Below are 17,179 nucleotides of genomic sequence, written 5' to 3'. Positions count from 1 at the left end.
CTTTTCTGTATGTGTTAGCATTTATCTTTAATGAAAAAGAGGACGTGAACTGATTTTGATAAAAATTGATATACCCGCACCGAATGTCACCATCACTGAACGACAGCAGTCAGCTAATGATAACGAGCCGAAGATAAAACCGATTCACGGATTCATCGACTTTCACCAGATACCAAGGGACAAAGGCGGCATTTTTATGTTTTACAACATTCATGATGAGCTGCTGTTTGTCGGTAAAGCCAGAAAGTTAAGACAGAGAATTAAGAAGCATTTCGAAGACACTGTTTCACCGATCAAACATCACAGAGACGAAGTATATAAAATTGAGGTATGTGTAGTTGATGATCCAATGGAAAGAGAGATTTACGAAACATATATCATCAATACACAGCACTCGAAGTACAACATAGACAAGGTATTTTTTAAATAAGACGTCAGTCTGCGGATTGAACAGCGAGCCAGAGCTTAAGTCAAGTTCTGGCTTTTGATTTGGGCATTTTTTCGCATATAGGCCCTTTGTCTATCATTCGAATAAATTATTGAGAAATTTCAGAAAATAATATTGACAATTCTAGCCGCGGACTTTAATATAACGATATATAATGTTATATAACGTTATATAATAAAAACGGGGAGTGAAGGATTTGAGTCAGGCCACAGCAAAAGTAAATCGTGAGGTTCAAGCTTTCTTGCAGGATTTGAAAGGGAAAACCATTGATCATGTATTCTTTGTCGCATGCGGAGGGTCTTCTGCCATTATGTATCCGAGTAAGTATGTGTTTGACAGAGAGTCAAAATCAATAAACTCCGACCTCTACAGCGCCAACGAATTTATTCAGCGCAACCCTGTTCAGCTTGGTGAAAAGTCTCTTGTTATTTTGTGCTCGCATTCGGGAAATACCCCGGAGACAGTCAAAGCTGCTGCGTTTGCAAGGGGCAAGGGTGCACTTACGATTGCGATGACGTTTAAACCGGAGTCTCCTTTAGCGCAGGAAGCGCAATATGTTGCCCAGTACGATTGGGGTGATGAGGCGCTTGCGATCAATACAAACTATGGCGTTTTGTATCAAATCGTTTTTGGAACCCTGCAAGTATTAGAAAACAATACGAAATTCCAACAAGCAATTGAAGGCTTAGATCAATTGCAGGCTGTATATGAAAAAGCCCTTAAGCAGGAAGCTGACAACGCCAAGCAATTTGCAAAAGCCCATGAAAAAGAAAGCATTATTTATACCATGGCAAGCGGTGCAAACTACGGTGTCGCTTACTCCTACAGCATCTGCATTCTCATGGAAATGCAATGGATTCATTCCCACGCCATTCATGCCGGAGAATATTTTCACGGACCGTTTGAAATTATTGATGAATCCGTGCCGTTTATCATCCTGCTCGGTTTAGATGAAACAAGACCTCTTGAAGAGCGGGCGCTTACCTTCTCGAAAAAGTATGGCAAAAAGCTCACTGTGCTTGATGCTGCATCTTACGACTTCACTGCAATTGACGATTCAGTTAAAGGCTATCTTGCTCCGCTCGTTCTCAATCGTGTACTGAGAAGCTATGCAGACGAGCTGGCAGAGGCGAGAAATCATCCTTTATCTCATAGAAGATACATGTGGAAAGTTGAGTATTGATCTGAAAATGAGGAACCATTATGCATTAGACTATAATGTTATATAACATTATAGTCTAATGTCCAGAGGAGGCCAACCCTTTGAAGAAAATGTTGTTGTTCTTGATCATTGCAGCTGTCAGTATGTTCACCATTGCAGGCTGTTCGAGCCAAAGCAGTTCAGCGGACGGAAAGGTGACATTGAAATTTTTCCACAGATGGCCGAAGGAGCCGGAAAAAAGTTATTTTGAAGAGGTTGTTAAGGAATTTGAAAAAGAACACCCAGATATCGATATACAAATTGAAGCCGTTTTAAATGACTCCTATAAAGATAAAATTAAGGTCATGCTGGGAACCACCAGCCCTCCTGACATTTACTTCTCTTGGAGCGATGAGTTTGCTTTTAAATTTATCAGAGGCAATAAAGCACTTGATCTCTCGTCCTACTACAAAAATGACACCGATTGGTCATCACAGCTCGTTCAATCGCAAATTACACCATTTACTTATGAAAACAAGCAATATGGCGTGCCGTGGCAAATGGACGCTAAATCATTCTTCTATAATAAAGACATTTTCCAAAAGCTGAATCTTGATCCCCCGAAGACGTGGGATGAATTCATCGATGTGTCAAAAAAGCTGAAAGAACATGGCTACACACCGATCAGCTTCGGAACAAAGGCGACTTGGACAATCTCGCACTATATCGGCACGCTTAATCAGCGGATGGTCGATGAAAAAATACGGGAAAAGGACTATAACGCCAAAACGGGTGAATTTACTGATGAAGGCTACGTAAAAGCACTTGAAAAGCTTCAAGAGCTGATGCCTTACTTTAATAAACATGTAAACTCCGTCGACCACGAATATGTGAGACAGCAATTTAAGAGCGGAAAGTCGGCGATGATATATGCGGAAACAGCGGAAATCAAGCTGGTTGAACCGGTTAATCTCGGGATGTTCCCATTTCCTGAAATCAGCGGGCAAAAAGGATCTTCAGAAGCGTTAACGGGAGCGCCGGAAGGATTCATGATTTCCTCAAGAACAAAACATCCGAAGGAAGCGATGGAATTTTTGCAGTTCTTGACGTCGAAAAAAATGGGCGAAAAGCTCGTGAAAGATGTCGGGAAATACAGTGCAGTGCAAGGTACGGCTACTGAAGAAAATGCAACAGCTATTCAGCGTGAAGCCGTTCAGCATATCGTTGATGCCAAATCAATGGTTCCATGGTTTGATATGGATGTCGATGTTGAAGTCGCAGATGCGTACCTAACAGGCGTCCAGCAAATGCTTGGCGGCGACATGACACCGCAGCAGGTGATGAAAGCCGTTCAAAAGGCAGCAAAGCAGGTGAGGGCGTCAGCTGAATAAATCAAAGAAAAGGTGAAGCTTCGCACCTTTTCTTTTTATAAAGGAGATGAGATACCCTTGGTCAATCAGAATAAAATAATCCCCTATTTGTTTTTGGTGCCCGCTCTCGTTTTTTTACTTTTCGTTTATATCCCGATTTTTGAGAATGTATTCCTCAGCCTGTTTCAGTGGAGCTCATTTTCTCCGGAAAAAACGTTTATCGGCTTAAAAAACTATGTTGAATTATTTCATGATCCTGTCTTCTATCAGGCACTTACCAATAATGTGCTTTATGCAGTGATCTCAATTGTATGCCAGGTATTTGGCGGTTTGATTTTGGCGGCGGTGCTTGAGGATAAGCTGGTCAGAAAATGGTCGCCGTTTTTTCGTACCGTTTTCTTTTTGCCGGTTGTCATCTCAATGACTGTGATCGCGCTTTTGTTTGATTTTATTTACAATCCGGAGACAGGGCTTTTGAATCAGCTGCTTCAGGCCATCGGTCTTGATCAGCTGACGAGGGCCTGGCTCGGGGATGACAGCACAGCTATGCTTTCTGTCATTTTTGTGTCCCAGTGGCAATCTGTCGGTTATATTGCGATGCTGTACATTGTGTCGATTCAAAAAATACCGGATGAACTGTATGAAGCGGCCCGGCTTGACGGCGCGGGTAAAATTCAGCAGTTTTTTCATATTACTGTTCCCCAGACGAAAGAGATGTCTTTTGTTGCGGTGGTCATGACGCTGACCGGGGCCTTTACGGTCTTTAATGAGCCGTACATTTTGACAGGCGGCGGGCCGGGAAACGCGTCAGAAGTCTTGAGCACGTTTTTATATAAAAGCGCCTTTACAAAGGATATGATGGGCTACGCCTCAGCGATTGCCACTGTCGTGTTAATCATTACGCTTGCATTATCGCTCATGCAAATGAAGTTCTTTAAAACCGGAAAGGAGGAGTAACTGATGCTGCCTCAGAAGAAGACAGATTCGTTCAGGTTGGAGCCTGTGCCTGACCAGCACATTGAGGTTAAAGATAAGCCTAGACGAAAATGGTATATCGGAGAAACGTCTGTGTGGGTTTTTCTGTTTCTTTATCTGATTGCGATTGCCTATCCGCTTCTCTGGATGGTGATGAGCGCCTTTAAAAACTCTGACGATATTTTTGAGCACAGCTGGTCGCTGCCGTCATCGTGGCATCCGGAAAATTTTGTTTCCGCCTGGAACCAGGGGATTTCTTCTTATTTTATGAACAGTGTCATCGTTACGGCGCTGACGTGTGTGATCACTGTCTTTATCAGTGCATGGGCAGCGTATGGCCTTTCCCGGTTTGAGTTTAAAGGAAAAGGATTCTTCTTGGTGCTATGTCTCGGCGGATTGATGCTGACGCCGCAGGTCAGTCTTGTGCCGCTTTATTCTATTATTCAGTCGCTTGGCCTGTACAATACGTATTGGGCGTTAATCCTGCCGTATGCGGCTTATCGGATCCCATTCACCATCATTTTGATCCGCTCTTATTTTCTTTCTATTTCCAAAGAATTGGAGGAGGCGGCCTATTTGGATGGGTGTACAAGTTTTGGGGTATTTTTCAGAATTTTCTTACCAATGAGTGTGCCGATTTTGGTGACATCCGGCATTTTGACGGCTTACCATACATGGAATGAGTTTATGTTTGCGATTATTTTCATAGATGATGAGAATTTGCGGACCATTCCAGCCGGGCTGATGCAGTTCAGAGACGCGCTGCAGACAGACTGGGGCGTTCTGCTGGCGGGGTTAACGATTTCAGCCGCGCCGATTATTATTCTATTTTTATTGATGCAGAAATATTTTGTCCGCGGGATTGCAAGCGGCAGTGTAAAAGGATAAAGGAGGAAGCGCTATGAAATTGATTGCGGTTGGAGATAACGTTGTAGATTATTATCAGGACCAAGAAACATTCTACCCGGGAGGAAATGCCCTAAACGTCGCTGTGCTTGCCAAACGGCTCGGGCATGAGTCTTCCTATATCGGAATCGTCGGCAATGACGAAGCCGCGGCACATCTGTTGAACGTTCTCAAGCTGGAGCAGGTCAATGCAGATTATATCCGCCAGGCGCACGGAGAAAACGGGATGGCGATTGTCACCCTTGATGAACAGGGGGACCGCATTTTTGTCAGGTCAAATAAAGGCGGCATTCAGTCCCGGCTTCGGCTCGTGTTCCAGGAGAAAGATATAGCCTTTATCAGCGGACATGATCTGTTGCATACGAGCGTGTACAGCAGGCTTGAGAACGATCTTCCGCAGCTGTGCGGGCTTGTCCCGGTCTCATTTGATTTTTCAACCAATCGGGAGGATGATTATTTGAGGAGGGTCTGTCCTTATGTGACGTATGCGTTTTTTTCAGGAAGCGATTTGAGTGAGTCGGAATGCGGCGAGCTTGCCAAAACAGCTCATGGGTACGGAGCCAAAATGGTTTGTATGACCCGAGGGGGCCAAGGAGCAATCCTGTCTGCGGGTGATCGAATCTATCATCAGCCGATTGTGGAAACTGATATAATAGATACACTTGGAGCGGGAGATTCTTTTATAGCAGGCTTTTTGACTGCCTTTTGCGTGAAGCAGGATATAACGTACGCTTTGCGCCAGGCCGCCGAAACGGCTGCGAAAACATGCGGTGTGTACGGAGCTTTCGGCTATGGCTATCCTTATCGCTTGGAGGACGGGGGAAGCAGTGAAAAAACGAGAATACTATAAGCAGTGTCTCGTTTTTTATGCCTGTTATGTGTAGGGGCTGTTGATGGTAAAAGTGACACGGTTTGTGTGCATCAAAAACAGTGAGCAATAGATTGGCTGGTCGTTTGATGTAAAAGCCGTTTTATCAATTTCAAACAGCGCATCCCCGATATCGCAATCCAGGTATTTGCTTTCCTCCTGTTGGGCATATACAACGTTTAATAGCTTCGTATTGTGCGTGGGTACAACTTTGTATTGCTGTTTCAAAATATCATGCATGGATACGCCGTCAGCAATAAAGGTATCAATGCCGGGAAACAAATCAAGCGGATAATGCGTCACTTCAAAGGTGAGAGGCTGATCATCATTATATAAAATCCGTTTTAATTCAACGACAGGGCTCTCGGGATGGATTTGAAGCTTTTCTGCGATGGGTTTTGACGCTGGAATGATGTCATGGGACAGCACATGATGCTTCGGTTTTTTGCCGGTTGATTCCATAAATTCCGAGTAGCCGTTTACAGCGATCAGCTCTCGTTTTAATTTAGGGCTTTTAACGAACGTTCCCTTTCCCTGCTGCCTGATCAGATAGCCTTCTTCGACTAAATCGAGAATGGCTTTCCTGACGGTGATGCGGCTGACGTTATACTTGGTGCAAAGCTCGTTTTCGGTAGGCAGCTTGGCGGTTGGGGAATACACGCCCTTTTTGATGTCATCAGTGATGATTTGTTTTAGCTGAATGTATAAAGGTGTAGAACTTCCGTTGTTTAACAAAGGGTAGCCTCCTTTTAACCTATTATTTATATTATAATGTATTATGACGTTATAATACAAATTTACATTTTTTATTTTAGAAATATAGCAAAAATGGGAATCGATTACTCTAAAAATAACAGAAAGACCAAGTTGTTTCCAGTGACGAAATAACGGGTCAAAAGATAGGGGGACTTTTCTGATGGCTTCATTAACATTTGAACACGTCAAAAAATCATATCACTCACAATTAACCGTGAAGGACTTTGATTTAGATGTAAAGGATAAGGAGCTTTTGGTGCTGGTGGGGCCGTCAGGATGCGGAAAATCTACAACGCTGCGGATGGTGGCTGGATTAGAAAGCATTTCTGAAGGAAATCTTCTTATTGATGGGGAGCGGGTCAATGATCTTCCGCCGAAAGAACGTGATATTGCGATGGTATTCCAGAACTATGCGCTTTATCCGCATATGACGGTTTTTGATAATATGGCGTTTGGATTAAAGCTCAGAAAGATGGCGAAACAGGAAATTGCCGAGCGGGTTCATGCGGCAGCTAGAATTTTAGAAATTGAACATTTGCTGAAGAGAAAACCGAAGGCGCTCTCCGGCGGGCAGCGGCAAAGGGTGGCGCTTGGCAGATCGATTGTGAGGGAGCCGAAGGTCTTTTTAATGGACGAGCCGCTTTCTAATCTGGATGCAAAACTAAGAGTGACGATGCGGACAGAAATCAGCAAGCTGCACCAGCGATTAGAGGCAACGATCATTTATGTCACGCATGACCAGACCGAAGCAATGACAATGGGAGATCGGATTGTCGTCATGAATGAAGGGGAAATTCAGCAAGTGGCGAAACCTCATGACATTTATCATTACCCGGCCAATTTGTTTGTCGCAGGCTTCATTGGCTCTCCCGGAATGAACTTTTTGAAAGGCATCATAGAACAGCAGCATGGCGAGCTGTTTTTCACAAATTCTTCGATCCGGCTTCATATTCCTGAGGAAAAAGCAAAGCGGCTGAAGGAAAAGGGATATGCCGGAGAACAGATGATTGCCGGTGTACGGCCGGAGCACATCACACAAATGACAGGAAATGACCAGTTGTTTGATTCAGTGTTTCAAGCGAAGGTGGAAGTGAATGAAAATCTGGGCTCGGAGCTCATAGTGCATGTTATGGCTGGGGACGAGCGGCTCAAGGTCCGCCTGGACGGAAACACGCGAATCGATGCAGGCGATTCAATCCAGCTCTCAGTGAAAATGGACCACGTCGTCTTTTTCGATGCGGAAACGGAAGAGGCTGTGTATTAGAAAAAGGTGCTCCTTAAAAGGAGCACCTTTTTCTTACGGCCAAATCTCATCCGCCCATTCAGGGTGATCGATAAATGGATTGCGGTTGTGCTGATATTTTTCATAAATGATTTCATTTCTTTTCCGCTCGCGGTCGTCAACCGGATCCTGCTTATTCCATTCGAGCAGGACAGATTGTTTGCCATGATAAGGAGCTGAGCCGTTGCCTGTCTTATCATTAAGCTCAAGATCAGGATAGCCGTCATCACCCTCGTAACGGACAGCCATGTAAAACAGCATGCGGGCAACATCGCCTTTCACATCATCGCGGGGCTCCCATGAATCGCCGTCATAATAATTTCCGGGTGCCTTCGCATATTCAGTGCCACCATTGTCAAAATCCATATTTCCTCTGGCGCTGTTAACTTGAACATCAGCCGGGCGCAAATGATGAATATCAGTACCAGGTCCCTTGCTCGTACCAAAATCGCCATGGGATTTCGCCCAGACATGCTCGCGGTTCCAATCGCCGACATTGCCGCCGTTCAGGTTTTTGGACCGCGATTCATTCGTATAGAGCAGGATGACGTTATTCGGATTTCTCGGATCTTCATCCGTTTCTTTCAGCGCGTTCCACACTTCGCTGTAGGACAGCATCGTGTGTCCGCTGATAATACGGTGCAGGGTGCTTTTTAGCGAGTCTCCTGTTTTACCTTCAGCCCCTTCATAATAGGTATCTGTGTCAGCATAGGGTGCAGCTGGGGCGGCTAATGAGAGAAGGCTTCCCGTTCCTGAAGGGGAAGACGCCAATCGGTCATTGAGGCTTAATGCGGTTTGCGCGCTTGCTGAAGCAGCCGGCGCAAGCCATCCGGAAATCAGTAATACACAGACGAGCGGCAGAAACCATGCTTTTTTTGTCATCACTTGCCCTCCTTTTATCAGATCATGTCTATTATCTAAAATTGAAATAAAGGATAGAAGTGTCATTTTGTATATTTTTCATTAAAATTGTAAATTAGTCCCTTTGGAGGAGGCGGAAATCTCCTGTTCCTATATCTTTAGGTCCTGTTTTTTGCGAGCTGCCGGCATTTCCGTTTTCATCCGTTCCGCAAACATCGCCTCTCTGGCAAGCTGAGCTTGACCCTCTCTTTCGCTCTTGCTGGCTCTCTTCCTTACCGTGTTTTCTTTTGACCTTTACATCAAAATAGTTGTGACATGTAGGGTGAATCTGGTTGCTGGATGGATACTGTGACTAAAAAATAAACGTTTTTTTGGTTAATCTGTCAATGAACTATCATGTTGCTCCTTCTATAATGAAGTCACCATAGCGGCCAGAGGGGGGAGTACATGGAAAAGCAGAAGCTTTCAGTAAAAAACAGCATCACAGATTATATTGAATGGCTCGCCCAATACGGTGCGTCTGCGGATGGCGGCGTAACGAGGCTTTTATACACAAAAGAGTGGATGGACGCACAGCTTGCTGTGAAAACGGAAATGTCTTCTTTCGGGCTTGATACAAGATTCGACGATGTCGGCAATGTGTTTGGAAGGCTTTCGGGCACCCAGTCTCCGGATGAAGTCATTGTAACCGGTTCACATATCGATACTGTCATCAATGGGGGAAAATACGACGGCGCCTATGGTGTTCTGGCGGCAATGCTTGCGATAAAGCGGCTCAAAGAGACATATGGAGCGCCGAAAAAAACACTCGAAGCGGTATCCTTATGTGAGGAGGAGGGCAGCCGTTTTCCAATGACCTATTGGGGATCAGGGAATATGACGGGTGTTTTTTCATTACAGGATGGAGCAGAGCCAAGAGACGAATCAGGAGTCTCGCTGCAACATGCGATGCATGAGAACGGTTTTGGCAAAGGTGTGTTTCAGGCAGCATATAGGACAGATATCAGCGCTTTTGTTGAGCTCCATATTGAACAGGGACAGACATTGGAAATGTCAGGACGGGATCTCGGGATTGTGACAAGCATTGCGGGGCAGAGGCGATATCTCGTCACGCTGGAGGGGGAATGCAATCACGCGGGAACTACCTCCATGAAATGGCGCAAGGACCCGCTCGCAGCCAGCAGCCGTATCATTCATGAGCTGTTGCTGCGGTCGGAGGAGCTGCCGGAGGAGCTCCGTCTGACATGCGGAAAAATAACGGCAGAGCCCAATGTAGCCAATGTCATACCGGGCCGCGTCCAGTTTTCAATCGATATTCGCCATCAGCATCAGCGTGTGCTGGAGCAGTTTCATCAAGACATGGTTGCTTTGATCAACGGCATTTGCCTTCAAAAAGGAATTCGCGCCGTGATTGATGAATATATGCGGATAGAGCCTGTGCCGATGGACGAAAGGCTGAAGGCTGCGGCTTTTGAAACAGCATTAGAAAACAGCTTCAGCTGTGAGGAAATGGTGAGCGGAGCAGGGCATGACGCGCAAATGATCGGAAGGCGCTATCCTGCTTGTATGCTGTTTGTGCCAAGCCGAGGCGGCATCAGCCACTCACCGAAGGAATATACGTCAGCCAGACAGCTTGAGATCGGCGTCCGCGCACTGACTGATTTATTATATAAACTGGCTTACTGATAAAGGAGGAATGGCTGTGTCAGGCAGAAGAGAATTATGCACCCCATTAAGAACGATTATGACGCCGGGGCCTGTTGAGGTTGATCCGCGTGTATTAAGAGTAATGAGCACCCCGGTTGTCGGCCAATTTGATCCGGCGTTTACAGGTATTATGAATGAAACGATGGAGATGCTTCGGGAGCTGTTCCAAACAAAAAACCGCTGGGCATACCCGATTGACGGCACTTCACGGGCGGGAATTGAAGCAGTGCTGGCTAGTGTCATAGAGCCGGAAGATGATGTGCTCATTCCCATTTACGGCCGTTTCGGTTATTTGCTGACTGAAATCGCCGAGCGATATGGGGCAAATGTTCATATGCTTGAGTGCGAATGGGGAACGGTTTTTGACCCAGAGGACATCATACGGGAGATAAAAAAAGTGAAGCCGAAAATTGTGGCCATGGTGCATGGAGAAACATCGACAGGACGGATTCACCCGCTAAAAGCCATCGGCGAAGCCTGCCGCACCGAGGATGCATTGTTTATCGTCGATGCAGTCGCAACGATTGGGGGCTGCGAGGTAAAAGTCGATGAATGGAAGATTGACGCTGCCATCGGCGGAACGCAAAAATGTTTGTCTGTGCCTTCAGGAATGGCGCCGATTACATATAATGAGCGGGTGGCGGACGTGATTGCAGCTCGCAAAAAGGTGGAGCGGGGGATTGCGACACAAGCTGACAGGGAAGCGCTTTTGGGAAATCGGCCAATCACAAGCAACTACTTTGATTTGAGCCAGCTTGAGGATTATTGGAGCGAAAGACGGCTCAATCATCATACAGAAGCGACGACGATGCTGTACGCCTTACGTGAGGGAGTCAGACTGGTGCTTGAAGAAGGTCTTGAGGCGCGTTTCGAGCGGCATCGGCACCATGAAGCCGCATTAGCAGCAGGGATAAAGGCAATGGGGCTAAGATTGTTTGGAGATGACAGCTGCAAAATGCCTGTTGTCACCTGTGTCGAAATTCCCGGCGGCATTGACGGCGATTCTGTCCGTGACATGCTGCTGGCACAATTCGGTATTGAAATCGCCAGCTCATTCGGCCCGCTCGCAGGGAAGATCTGGAGAATCGGCACGATGGGGTACAGCTGCAGAAAAGAAAACGTGCTATTCGTGCTTGCCGGGTTAGAGGCTGTGCTTCTCAGACATAACGCAGGAATCGAAGCAGGAAAAGCGCTCCAAGCAGCGCTGGATGTGTATGAAAACGCTGGCTGCCAGGCAGCGGTGTAAAGAAAAGCTTGCGGAACTCCGCAAGCTTTTTAGATATGATTTCGTGTTTTCTCCAATCTGATTTTCTTCGTTTGACTCTTTTTACAAATCCTCTTTCTATGTGTTTTATTTTCTGACAAATCATGAGTCATTTTTTCTTCCATCATCTATTCTTTATACAAGTTACCTATAAAATCACGCTGAACTAGTTGTTTCTCACGGCAATTTTCGAGAGGAGGATGCGGCATTGGGGAATTTTCACACGATGTTAGATGCGCTCCTGGAAGACCAGGAGGAGGCTGTACTGGCGACAATTGTTCAAGTTGAAGGCTCCGCGTATCGAAAAGCAGGCGCCTCTATGCTCTTTAAGAAAAAAGGCAGACGGATTGGCTTGCTGAGCGGCGGGTGTGTGGAAGAAGATGTATTCCAAAGAATCAGTGCGCTGGGCGAACAGCTCACATCAACGCTGATTCCCTACGACATGCGGTCGGAGGATGATCTTTCTTGGGGCATGGGAGCCGGGTGCAATGGCATTATTCATGTTCATGCGGAGCGAATCACTCAGGGAAAAAGGCGGCACTATGAGAAAGTGAGGGACAGCCTTCATTCAGGCAAAGCTGTCACTTCCGTTATAAAGATTGAATCCTCCCATTATTTATTTCTGACGGAGAACGGGCATTTTGGGAACTGGCCGGACGCGCCTCTGCAAGATATTCAACGTACTGTTTCAACGCTTCATTTACCGCATTTCGATCAAACCACTAACATGTTTATTCAGCGAATTGAACCGAAGCCGCGTCTCATTCTGTTTGGGGCGGGACCAGATACTGTACCGCTGGCCAATTTGGCGGCTGACACAGGGTTTTCTGTTATCGTGACGGATTGGCGGCCCGCTTATTGTACATCCTCTCTTTTTCCAAAAGCGGATCAGCTGATCACCGCTTTTCCGGAACAAATGCTTAGCGAATTTCAATTTTTTCCGCATGATGCAGCTGTTGTGGCAACCCATCATTATCAGCACGATCAAACGATCATCAACTTCTTTTTTTCTCAAAACCTCCATTATATTGGACTGTTGGGTTCGGCAAACCGCACGAAACGGCTGCTGAACGGAAAACATCCCCCGTCTCACTTTTACAGTCCGGTCGGGCTTGAAATCGGTGCGGAAGGTCCCGAGGAAATTGCGGTAAGTGTAGTTGCAGAAATTATTCAAACAAGAAAACGGCTGGCGGTTGTATGAGAAACCCCTATCTGATCGGCGTGTTTCTCGCTGCTGGCAAAAGCAGAAGAATGGGTCAAAACAAGCTGGCTTTGCCGCTAAAAGGAGAAAACATAGGCTCCCTTTCTTTGAAAACTGCTCTGTCGTCCCGCCTTGATCACGTGCTGGTCGTCGAGCGGACAGAACATGCTTCCCTTGAGTGGATAGGGGCGCCGTATCACGCTCCGCCTTTTCAAAAACGCTGGAGCCTGCACGTTTGCCAAGACGCAGAAAAGGGTCAGGGGCATTCAGTCAGCAGCGGGGTGAGAAAAGCAGAAAGCATGGGGGCGGACGGCGTTGTCATATTGTTAGCCGACCAGCCTCAGCTTTCCGTCGATCATCTCAATGCCCTTATGGCACTGGCTCCTGAGTCATTTGCCGTGTCATCGTTTTTAGGAACGTTCACCCCGCCAATCTACTTCTCGTCGGCTTGTTTTCCTTATGTAAAGGGGTTAACGGGAGATGAAGGGGCTCGCAGGCTCCTGAAAAGCGGACAGCTTGGAGCAGGAGCGGTTTTGGAGGCAAAGGATAGCGGCGAGTTGGACGATATTGATACACCCGAGGAATATAACATGGTAAGGAGGGCGATGGCTTGAACGGCCAAGTGACAAAAGCAAGAATGAATATTCAATTATGGAGGCCGACAGCGCTTGATGAGGCCTATTCGCTTTTAGAGAAGCTTGCTCCGGATGTGTGTGCCGCATCGGGAAGCACGCTGCTTCAGCTTCAGTGGGACAAAGGAACTCTACCGAAACAGCACCTTGTCAGCCTTGAAGGGATTGACGAGATGCGAGGGATCAGCGCCAGTGACACCCACGTGTCGATCGGGGCGCTCACATCACTGAATGAATGCAGAAAGAACCCTTTGATCAAGAGCGCGCTTGGCTGTTTCAGTGACGCTGCTTCCGCTGTCGCCGCACCGGGAATCCGCAGCCGTGCCACGATTGGCGGCAACATAGCCAGTAAAATCGGTGATTTTATTCCGCTTCTGCTTGTGCTTGATGCTGATCTTATCGTATATCAAAAGAAGCTAATCAGGCTGCCGCTTGGCGCTTGGCTCAGTGAGGAAGACTTTAGAACGGCTATCGTCACGCGTGTCATCATCCCGCGGGCGGAGGGAGAGCGTGTATTTTATCACAAGCTTGGAAGGCGCCAGGCTTTTACAGGAGCGGTTGCTGTTGCAGCTGGACGTTTTTTGAAAGACGGCGGCATTCGCCTCGCCGCTGGCCATGCCGATATCACTCCTAGGAGATTATTGGACAGCGAAGCGAAATGGATGGCACCAGGGTGGGACTCGCATGATCTGTACAAAACACTTATCCATGAGCTGCCGTTTTCCTCAGATGCTTTTATGTCAGCGGCATACAGAAAAAAAGCCGCTGCCAACGTCATCATGGCAGAGCTGATGGCTGAGGGAGGGGAATAAATGATCATCAACAAACCGTCAAGAGTCAGGCCGGATGGAAGGGGTAAGGTCACAGGGGAATTGAAATATATGACCGATCTCAGCTTTCCGGGAATGCTGTATGGCAAGGTGCTGAGAAGTGCTTATCCTCATGCAGAGATTGTGTCGGTTTGCACCATAAAAGCTGAGAAAATGGAAGGCGTGCAGGCCGTCGTCACACATAAAGACGTTCCCGGCTTAAACCGATTTGGCATTGTCATCCCTGATCAGCCGGTTTTATGTGAGGACAGGGTGCGGTATGTCGGGGATGCGATCGCCGCAGTTGCTGCGGAAACGGAAGAAATCGCGGAAGCGGCGCTGGAGCTGATTCGAGTTGAGTATAAAGAGCTGGAAGTCATGGATTCACCAGAAAAAGCGCTTCGGCCGAATGCGCAAAGACTGCATGAGGACGGGAATATCCTGCACCGCGCATTTTTTTCAAACGGCGATGTGGAAGAAGGGTTTCAAGCATCTGACACAGTCCTTGAAGAAACCTATGAGCTGCCGCGGCAGATGCATACGTATATGGAAACGGAGGGAGGCGTAGCCGTTCCGGAAGACGACGGGGGTTTTACGATGTATGCAGGAACCCAGCACGGCTATAAAGACCGTTTCCAGCTTGCCCGTATTTTTGACATTCCTGAAGAGAAGATCAGGATTGTGTCAAGTCCGATGGGCGGCTCGTTCGGAGGGAAGGATGAGCTGAATATTCAGCCGTATGCCGCGCTTTTGTCACTGAAAAGCGGACGTCCTGTCAAAATCCATCAGACACGAAAGGAATCTGTACGGTCTGGCATTAAGCGCCATCCGATGAAGATTACGATAAAAACGGGTGCGGATCATTCAGGAAATCTATTGGCGCATGACGTGAAAATTGTGGCGGACACAGGCGCATATGCTACGCTCGGACCGGCTGTTCTTGATTTTTCTGTCGAGCATGCCGCGGGGCCGTACCGTATTCCGAATATCCGGACTGAAGGAATATCAGTATTTACGAACAACGGGGTGGCGGGTGAATTTCGAGGCTTTGGCGGCAACCAAATCACATTTGCACTCGAAACCCATCTCGATCGTCTCAGCGGCATGCTCGGCATCGACCCGCTGGAGCTGAGAAGAAAAAATATCAGAAAACCGCATGACTTGGGGCCGCTTGAGCATCGGATTGCATCGACTGACGGAGCGGCACAGGTGTTGAATGCCATATCTAAATCTCCCATTCTTAAAAAAACAAGCCGGAACTGCGGGTATCTGCAAAGAGGCACGGGAGCGGCAATTACAATGCACGGCGGCGGGCTGGGGTTTGGCCGAATGGATGCGGCAGGAGGCCGTTTGTCTCTTTCGAGTGAAGGCAAAATCACTGCTTCGTTTGGATTTGAAGAATGCGGACAGGGGATTCTAGCAGCGATTGAACAGATTGTCATGGAGGAGTTAGGTTGTGCCGCAGAGGATATTTCCATTGTTATTGGGGATACCGCAAAAGTGCCGAAGTCAGGCTCCTCCACAGCATCCCGCGGCACAAGCATGGTGTGGCACGCGATCCAGCGTTTGAAGAAGCCGTTTCTAGCCCAGTTGAAAAAACGGGCGGCAGAATGGAGCGGCTGTTCAGCGGAAAACCTTATTCCCGGCGCTGCAGGCTTGCGTGACAAAAACACAAAGGCGCTCGTGGTGACGTATAAGGAGCTGGCTGAAAAAGGCCCTTTGGCAGAGGAAACGGCCTTTGACTTTCCAACAACGCCTGATCCTGTCGTAGCACCAGGCAGTCATTTCTTGTATTCTTTCGGTGCAGCTGCCGTTGAGGTGGAGGTAGATCTGTTAACAGGCGAGGTCAAAGTGATAGATTGTGAGCACGCTATTGCGGCAGGTCCGGTTGTCAGTCCGCAGGGTTATCGGGGTCAAATTGAAGGCGGCGCCGCCATGGCGCTCGGCTATACGCTGATGGAGGAAGCGAAAATGACGGACGGCCGTTATGCGGCGGAAAATCTCGATCATTATTTGATCCCTAGTGTCAAAGATGTTCCTAGCATGAAGGTGATCGCAATAGAAGAACTAATGAATGGAGACGCATATGGACCGCGGGGAGTTGGCGAAATCGGAACGATCGCCATCACTCCCGCTATTGTAAAGGCTGTACATGATGCGGTCGGCTGCTGGATAAACAAGCTGCCGATTTCAAGAGAAGAGCTGCTTGAAGTGATAGACAGAAAGGGGCTGAAGCAATGGACGTAAAAGAGGCCGGGCCATTTCCTGTAAAAAAGGAACAGTTCCGGATGACCGTGAATGGGCAGGAGTGGGAGGTTGCTGCCGTTCCTACGACACATCTGAGTGACCTGCTTAGAAAGGAATTTCAGCTGACCGGGACAAAGGTGTCCTGCGGAATCGGCCGCTGCGGAGCTTGCTCCATCCTAATTGACGGGAAGCTTGCCAATGCGTGCATGACGATGGCCTATCAAGCAGACGGCCATTCCATCACAACCATCGAGGGGCTTCAAAAAGAAGAGCTGGATATGTGTCAAACCGCTTTCCTGGAAGAAGGCGGCTTCCAATGCGGCTACTGTACGCCGGGAATGATCATTGCGCTTAAAGCATTGTTTCGGGAAACCCCTCAACCTTCTGACAAAGATATAGAAGAAGGGCTGGCGGGGAATTTGTGCCGGTGTACCGGGTATGGCGGGATTATGCGGTCAGCTTGCAGGATTAGAAGAGAGTTGAACGGGGGGAGTCTGGAGTCCGGCTTTTAAGAGCCGGACTTTTTTAGCCTCAGTCAGACAGCGCGGTCAAGACGCAGAAGCGCTGTGGGAAACATCACGATAAATCTCGTAGAACTTGATAGCTTCTGGATTAGAAAATGATTAGTGAATCCATAGCAAAGACGCCATAAAAACTTCTTATGGCGTCTGTCGGACAGGGAGGTGTTGGATACGGCGGAGGCAAGGAAAGT

The 17,179-nt window shown here is 47.6% G+C and carries 16 protein-coding genes and 1 pseudogene; 14 read left to right on the top strand and 3 right to left on the bottom strand.

What is annotated here, in order from left to right:
• The first annotated feature begins 55 nt into the window (after positions 1-55).
• The 6 genes from ACFVP7_RS17965 to frlD all read left to right on the top strand — a co-directional run bounded on the left by ACFVP7_RS17965 (position 56) and on the right by frlD (position 5,690).
• Complete coding sequence (locus tag ACFVP7_RS17965) at positions 56-430, top strand: nucleotide excision repair endonuclease (protein WP_003228617.1); 375 nt, start codon at positions 56-58, stop codon at positions 428-430.
• A 214-nt stretch (positions 431-644) separates the two neighbouring features.
• Positions 645-1,631 (top strand): fructosamine deglycase FrlB, encoded by a 987-nt coding sequence (gene frlB / locus ACFVP7_RS17960; protein WP_015251278.1) that lies wholly within the window; start codon positions 645-647, stop codon positions 1,629-1,631.
• Positions 1,632-1,711: 80 nt separating this feature from the next.
• Positions 1,712-2,980 (top strand): ABC transporter substrate-binding protein, encoded by a 1,269-nt coding sequence (locus tag ACFVP7_RS17955; RefSeq protein WP_396582625.1) that lies wholly within the window; start codon positions 1,712-1,714, stop codon positions 2,978-2,980.
• Positions 2,981-3,037: 57 nt separating this feature from the next.
• Positions 3,038-3,916: a carbohydrate ABC transporter permease gene (locus ACFVP7_RS17950; protein WP_014477910.1), complete on the top strand. Its 879-nt coding sequence runs from the start codon at positions 3,038-3,040 to the stop codon at positions 3,914-3,916.
• 3 nt (positions 3,917-3,919) lie between these two features.
• Positions 3,920-4,822, top strand: coding sequence for a carbohydrate ABC transporter permease (locus tag ACFVP7_RS17945; protein WP_003228625.1), 903 nt, complete (start codon positions 3,920-3,922; stop codon positions 4,820-4,822).
• Positions 4,823-4,835: 13 nt separating this feature from the next.
• The gene (frlD, locus tag ACFVP7_RS17940; protein ID WP_071577500.1) at positions 4,836-5,690 is read left to right on the top strand and encodes a fructosamine kinase FrlD; all 855 of its coding nucleotides are present in this window, start codon (positions 4,836-4,838) and stop codon (positions 5,688-5,690) included.
• 24 nt (positions 5,691-5,714) lie between these two features.
• On the opposite strand, the gene frlR is transcribed toward frlD, so the two are convergent.
• Positions 5,715-6,443: a transcriptional regulator FrlR gene (frlR, locus tag ACFVP7_RS17935; RefSeq protein WP_014480777.1), complete on the bottom strand. Its 729-nt coding sequence runs from the start codon at positions 6,441-6,443 to the stop codon at positions 5,715-5,717.
• A gap of 181 nt (positions 6,444-6,624) precedes the next feature.
• Between frlR and ACFVP7_RS17930 the strand changes: the two genes are divergently transcribed.
• The gene (locus ACFVP7_RS17930) at positions 6,625-7,728 is read left to right on the top strand and encodes an ABC transporter ATP-binding protein (RefSeq protein WP_024572486.1); all 1,104 of its coding nucleotides are present in this window, start codon (positions 6,625-6,627) and stop codon (positions 7,726-7,728) included.
• A 33-nt stretch (positions 7,729-7,761) separates the two neighbouring features.
• On the opposite strand, the gene ACFVP7_RS17925 is transcribed toward ACFVP7_RS17930, so the two are convergent.
• Positions 7,762-8,628: an endonuclease I family protein gene (locus tag ACFVP7_RS17925; RefSeq protein ID WP_014480775.1), complete on the bottom strand. Its 867-nt coding sequence runs from the start codon at positions 8,626-8,628 to the stop codon at positions 7,762-7,764.
• Positions 8,629-8,760: 132 nt separating this feature from the next.
• Positions 8,761-8,830: pseudogene (locus ACFVP7_RS17920) on the bottom strand (hypothetical protein); the annotation flags it as partial.
• 224 nt (positions 8,831-9,054) lie between these two features.
• Between ACFVP7_RS17920 and allC the strand changes: the two are divergent.
• The 7 genes from allC to pucE all read left to right on the top strand — a co-directional run bounded on the left by allC (position 9,055) and on the right by pucE (position 16,979).
• Positions 9,055-10,293 (top strand): allantoate deiminase, encoded by a 1,239-nt coding sequence (allC, locus tag ACFVP7_RS17915; protein ID WP_396582622.1) that lies wholly within the window; start codon positions 9,055-9,057, stop codon positions 10,291-10,293.
• A 16-nt stretch (positions 10,294-10,309) separates the two neighbouring features.
• A complete protein-coding gene (gene pucG, locus ACFVP7_RS17910) occupies positions 10,310-11,560 on the top strand; it encodes a (S)-ureidoglycine--glyoxylate transaminase (protein WP_396582620.1) in 1,251 nt (416 codons plus the stop codon).
• 226 nt (positions 11,561-11,786) lie between these two features.
• Entirely contained in the window at positions 11,787-12,779 is a 993-nt protein-coding gene (locus tag ACFVP7_RS17905; RefSeq protein ID WP_396582618.1) for an XdhC family protein, read from the top strand.
• Positions 12,776-13,393: a xanthine dehydrogenase accessory protein PucB gene (pucB, locus tag ACFVP7_RS17900; RefSeq protein WP_396582616.1), complete on the top strand. Its 618-nt coding sequence runs from the start codon at positions 12,776-12,778 to the stop codon at positions 13,391-13,393. The genes ACFVP7_RS17905 and pucB overlap by 4 nt, the downstream gene beginning before the upstream one ends.
• The gene (gene pucC, locus ACFVP7_RS17895) at positions 13,390-14,223 is read left to right on the top strand and encodes a xanthine dehydrogenase subunit C (protein WP_268548009.1); all 834 of its coding nucleotides are present in this window, start codon (positions 13,390-13,392) and stop codon (positions 14,221-14,223) included. The genes pucB and pucC overlap by 4 nt, the downstream gene beginning before the upstream one ends.
• Positions 14,224-16,467, top strand: coding sequence for a xanthine dehydrogenase subunit D (gene pucD / locus ACFVP7_RS17890; RefSeq protein ID WP_396582614.1), 2,244 nt, complete (start codon positions 14,224-14,226; stop codon positions 16,465-16,467).
• Positions 16,458-16,979, top strand: coding sequence for a xanthine dehydrogenase subunit E (pucE, locus tag ACFVP7_RS17885; protein ID WP_396582612.1), 522 nt, complete (start codon positions 16,458-16,460; stop codon positions 16,977-16,979). The genes pucD and pucE overlap by 10 nt, the downstream gene beginning before the upstream one ends.
• Positions 16,980-17,179 lie beyond the last annotated feature (200 nt).

This window comes from Bacillus sp. SG20033 (assembly GCF_044570195.1).
GTDB lineage: Bacteria > Bacillota > Bacilli > Bacillales > Bacillaceae > Bacillus > Bacillus subtilis.
Note: the sequence above shows the minus strand (reverse complement) of the source record. Positions and strands in the feature narration are given on the sequence as shown.

Bases quoted from the DNA above. Each gene is read 5' to 3' on its own strand.
- allC (WP_396582622.1), top strand. From the start codon at position 9,055: ATGGAAAAGCAGAAGCTTTCAGTAAAAAACAGCATCACAGATTATATT.
- pucD (WP_396582614.1), top strand. From the start codon at position 14,224: ATGATCATCAACAAACCGTCAAGAGTCAGGCCGGATGGAAGGGGTAAG.
- ACFVP7_RS17930 (WP_024572486.1), top strand. From the start codon at position 6,625: ATGGCTTCATTAACATTTGAACACGTCAAAAAATCATATCACTCACAA.
- pucB (WP_396582616.1), top strand. From the start codon at position 12,776: ATGAGAAACCCCTATCTGATCGGCGTGTTTCTCGCTGCTGGCAAAAGC.
- ACFVP7_RS17925 (WP_014480775.1), bottom strand. From the start codon at position 8,628: ATGACAAAAAAAGCATGGTTTCTGCCGCTCGTCTGTGTATTACTGATT.
- ACFVP7_RS17945 (WP_003228625.1), top strand. From the start codon at position 3,920: ATGCTGCCTCAGAAGAAGACAGATTCGTTCAGGTTGGAGCCTGTGCCT.
- pucE (WP_396582612.1), top strand. From the start codon at position 16,458: ATGGACGTAAAAGAGGCCGGGCCATTTCCTGTAAAAAAGGAACAGTTC.
- frlD (WP_071577500.1), top strand. From the start codon at position 4,836: ATGAAATTGATTGCGGTTGGAGATAACGTTGTAGATTATTATCAGGAC.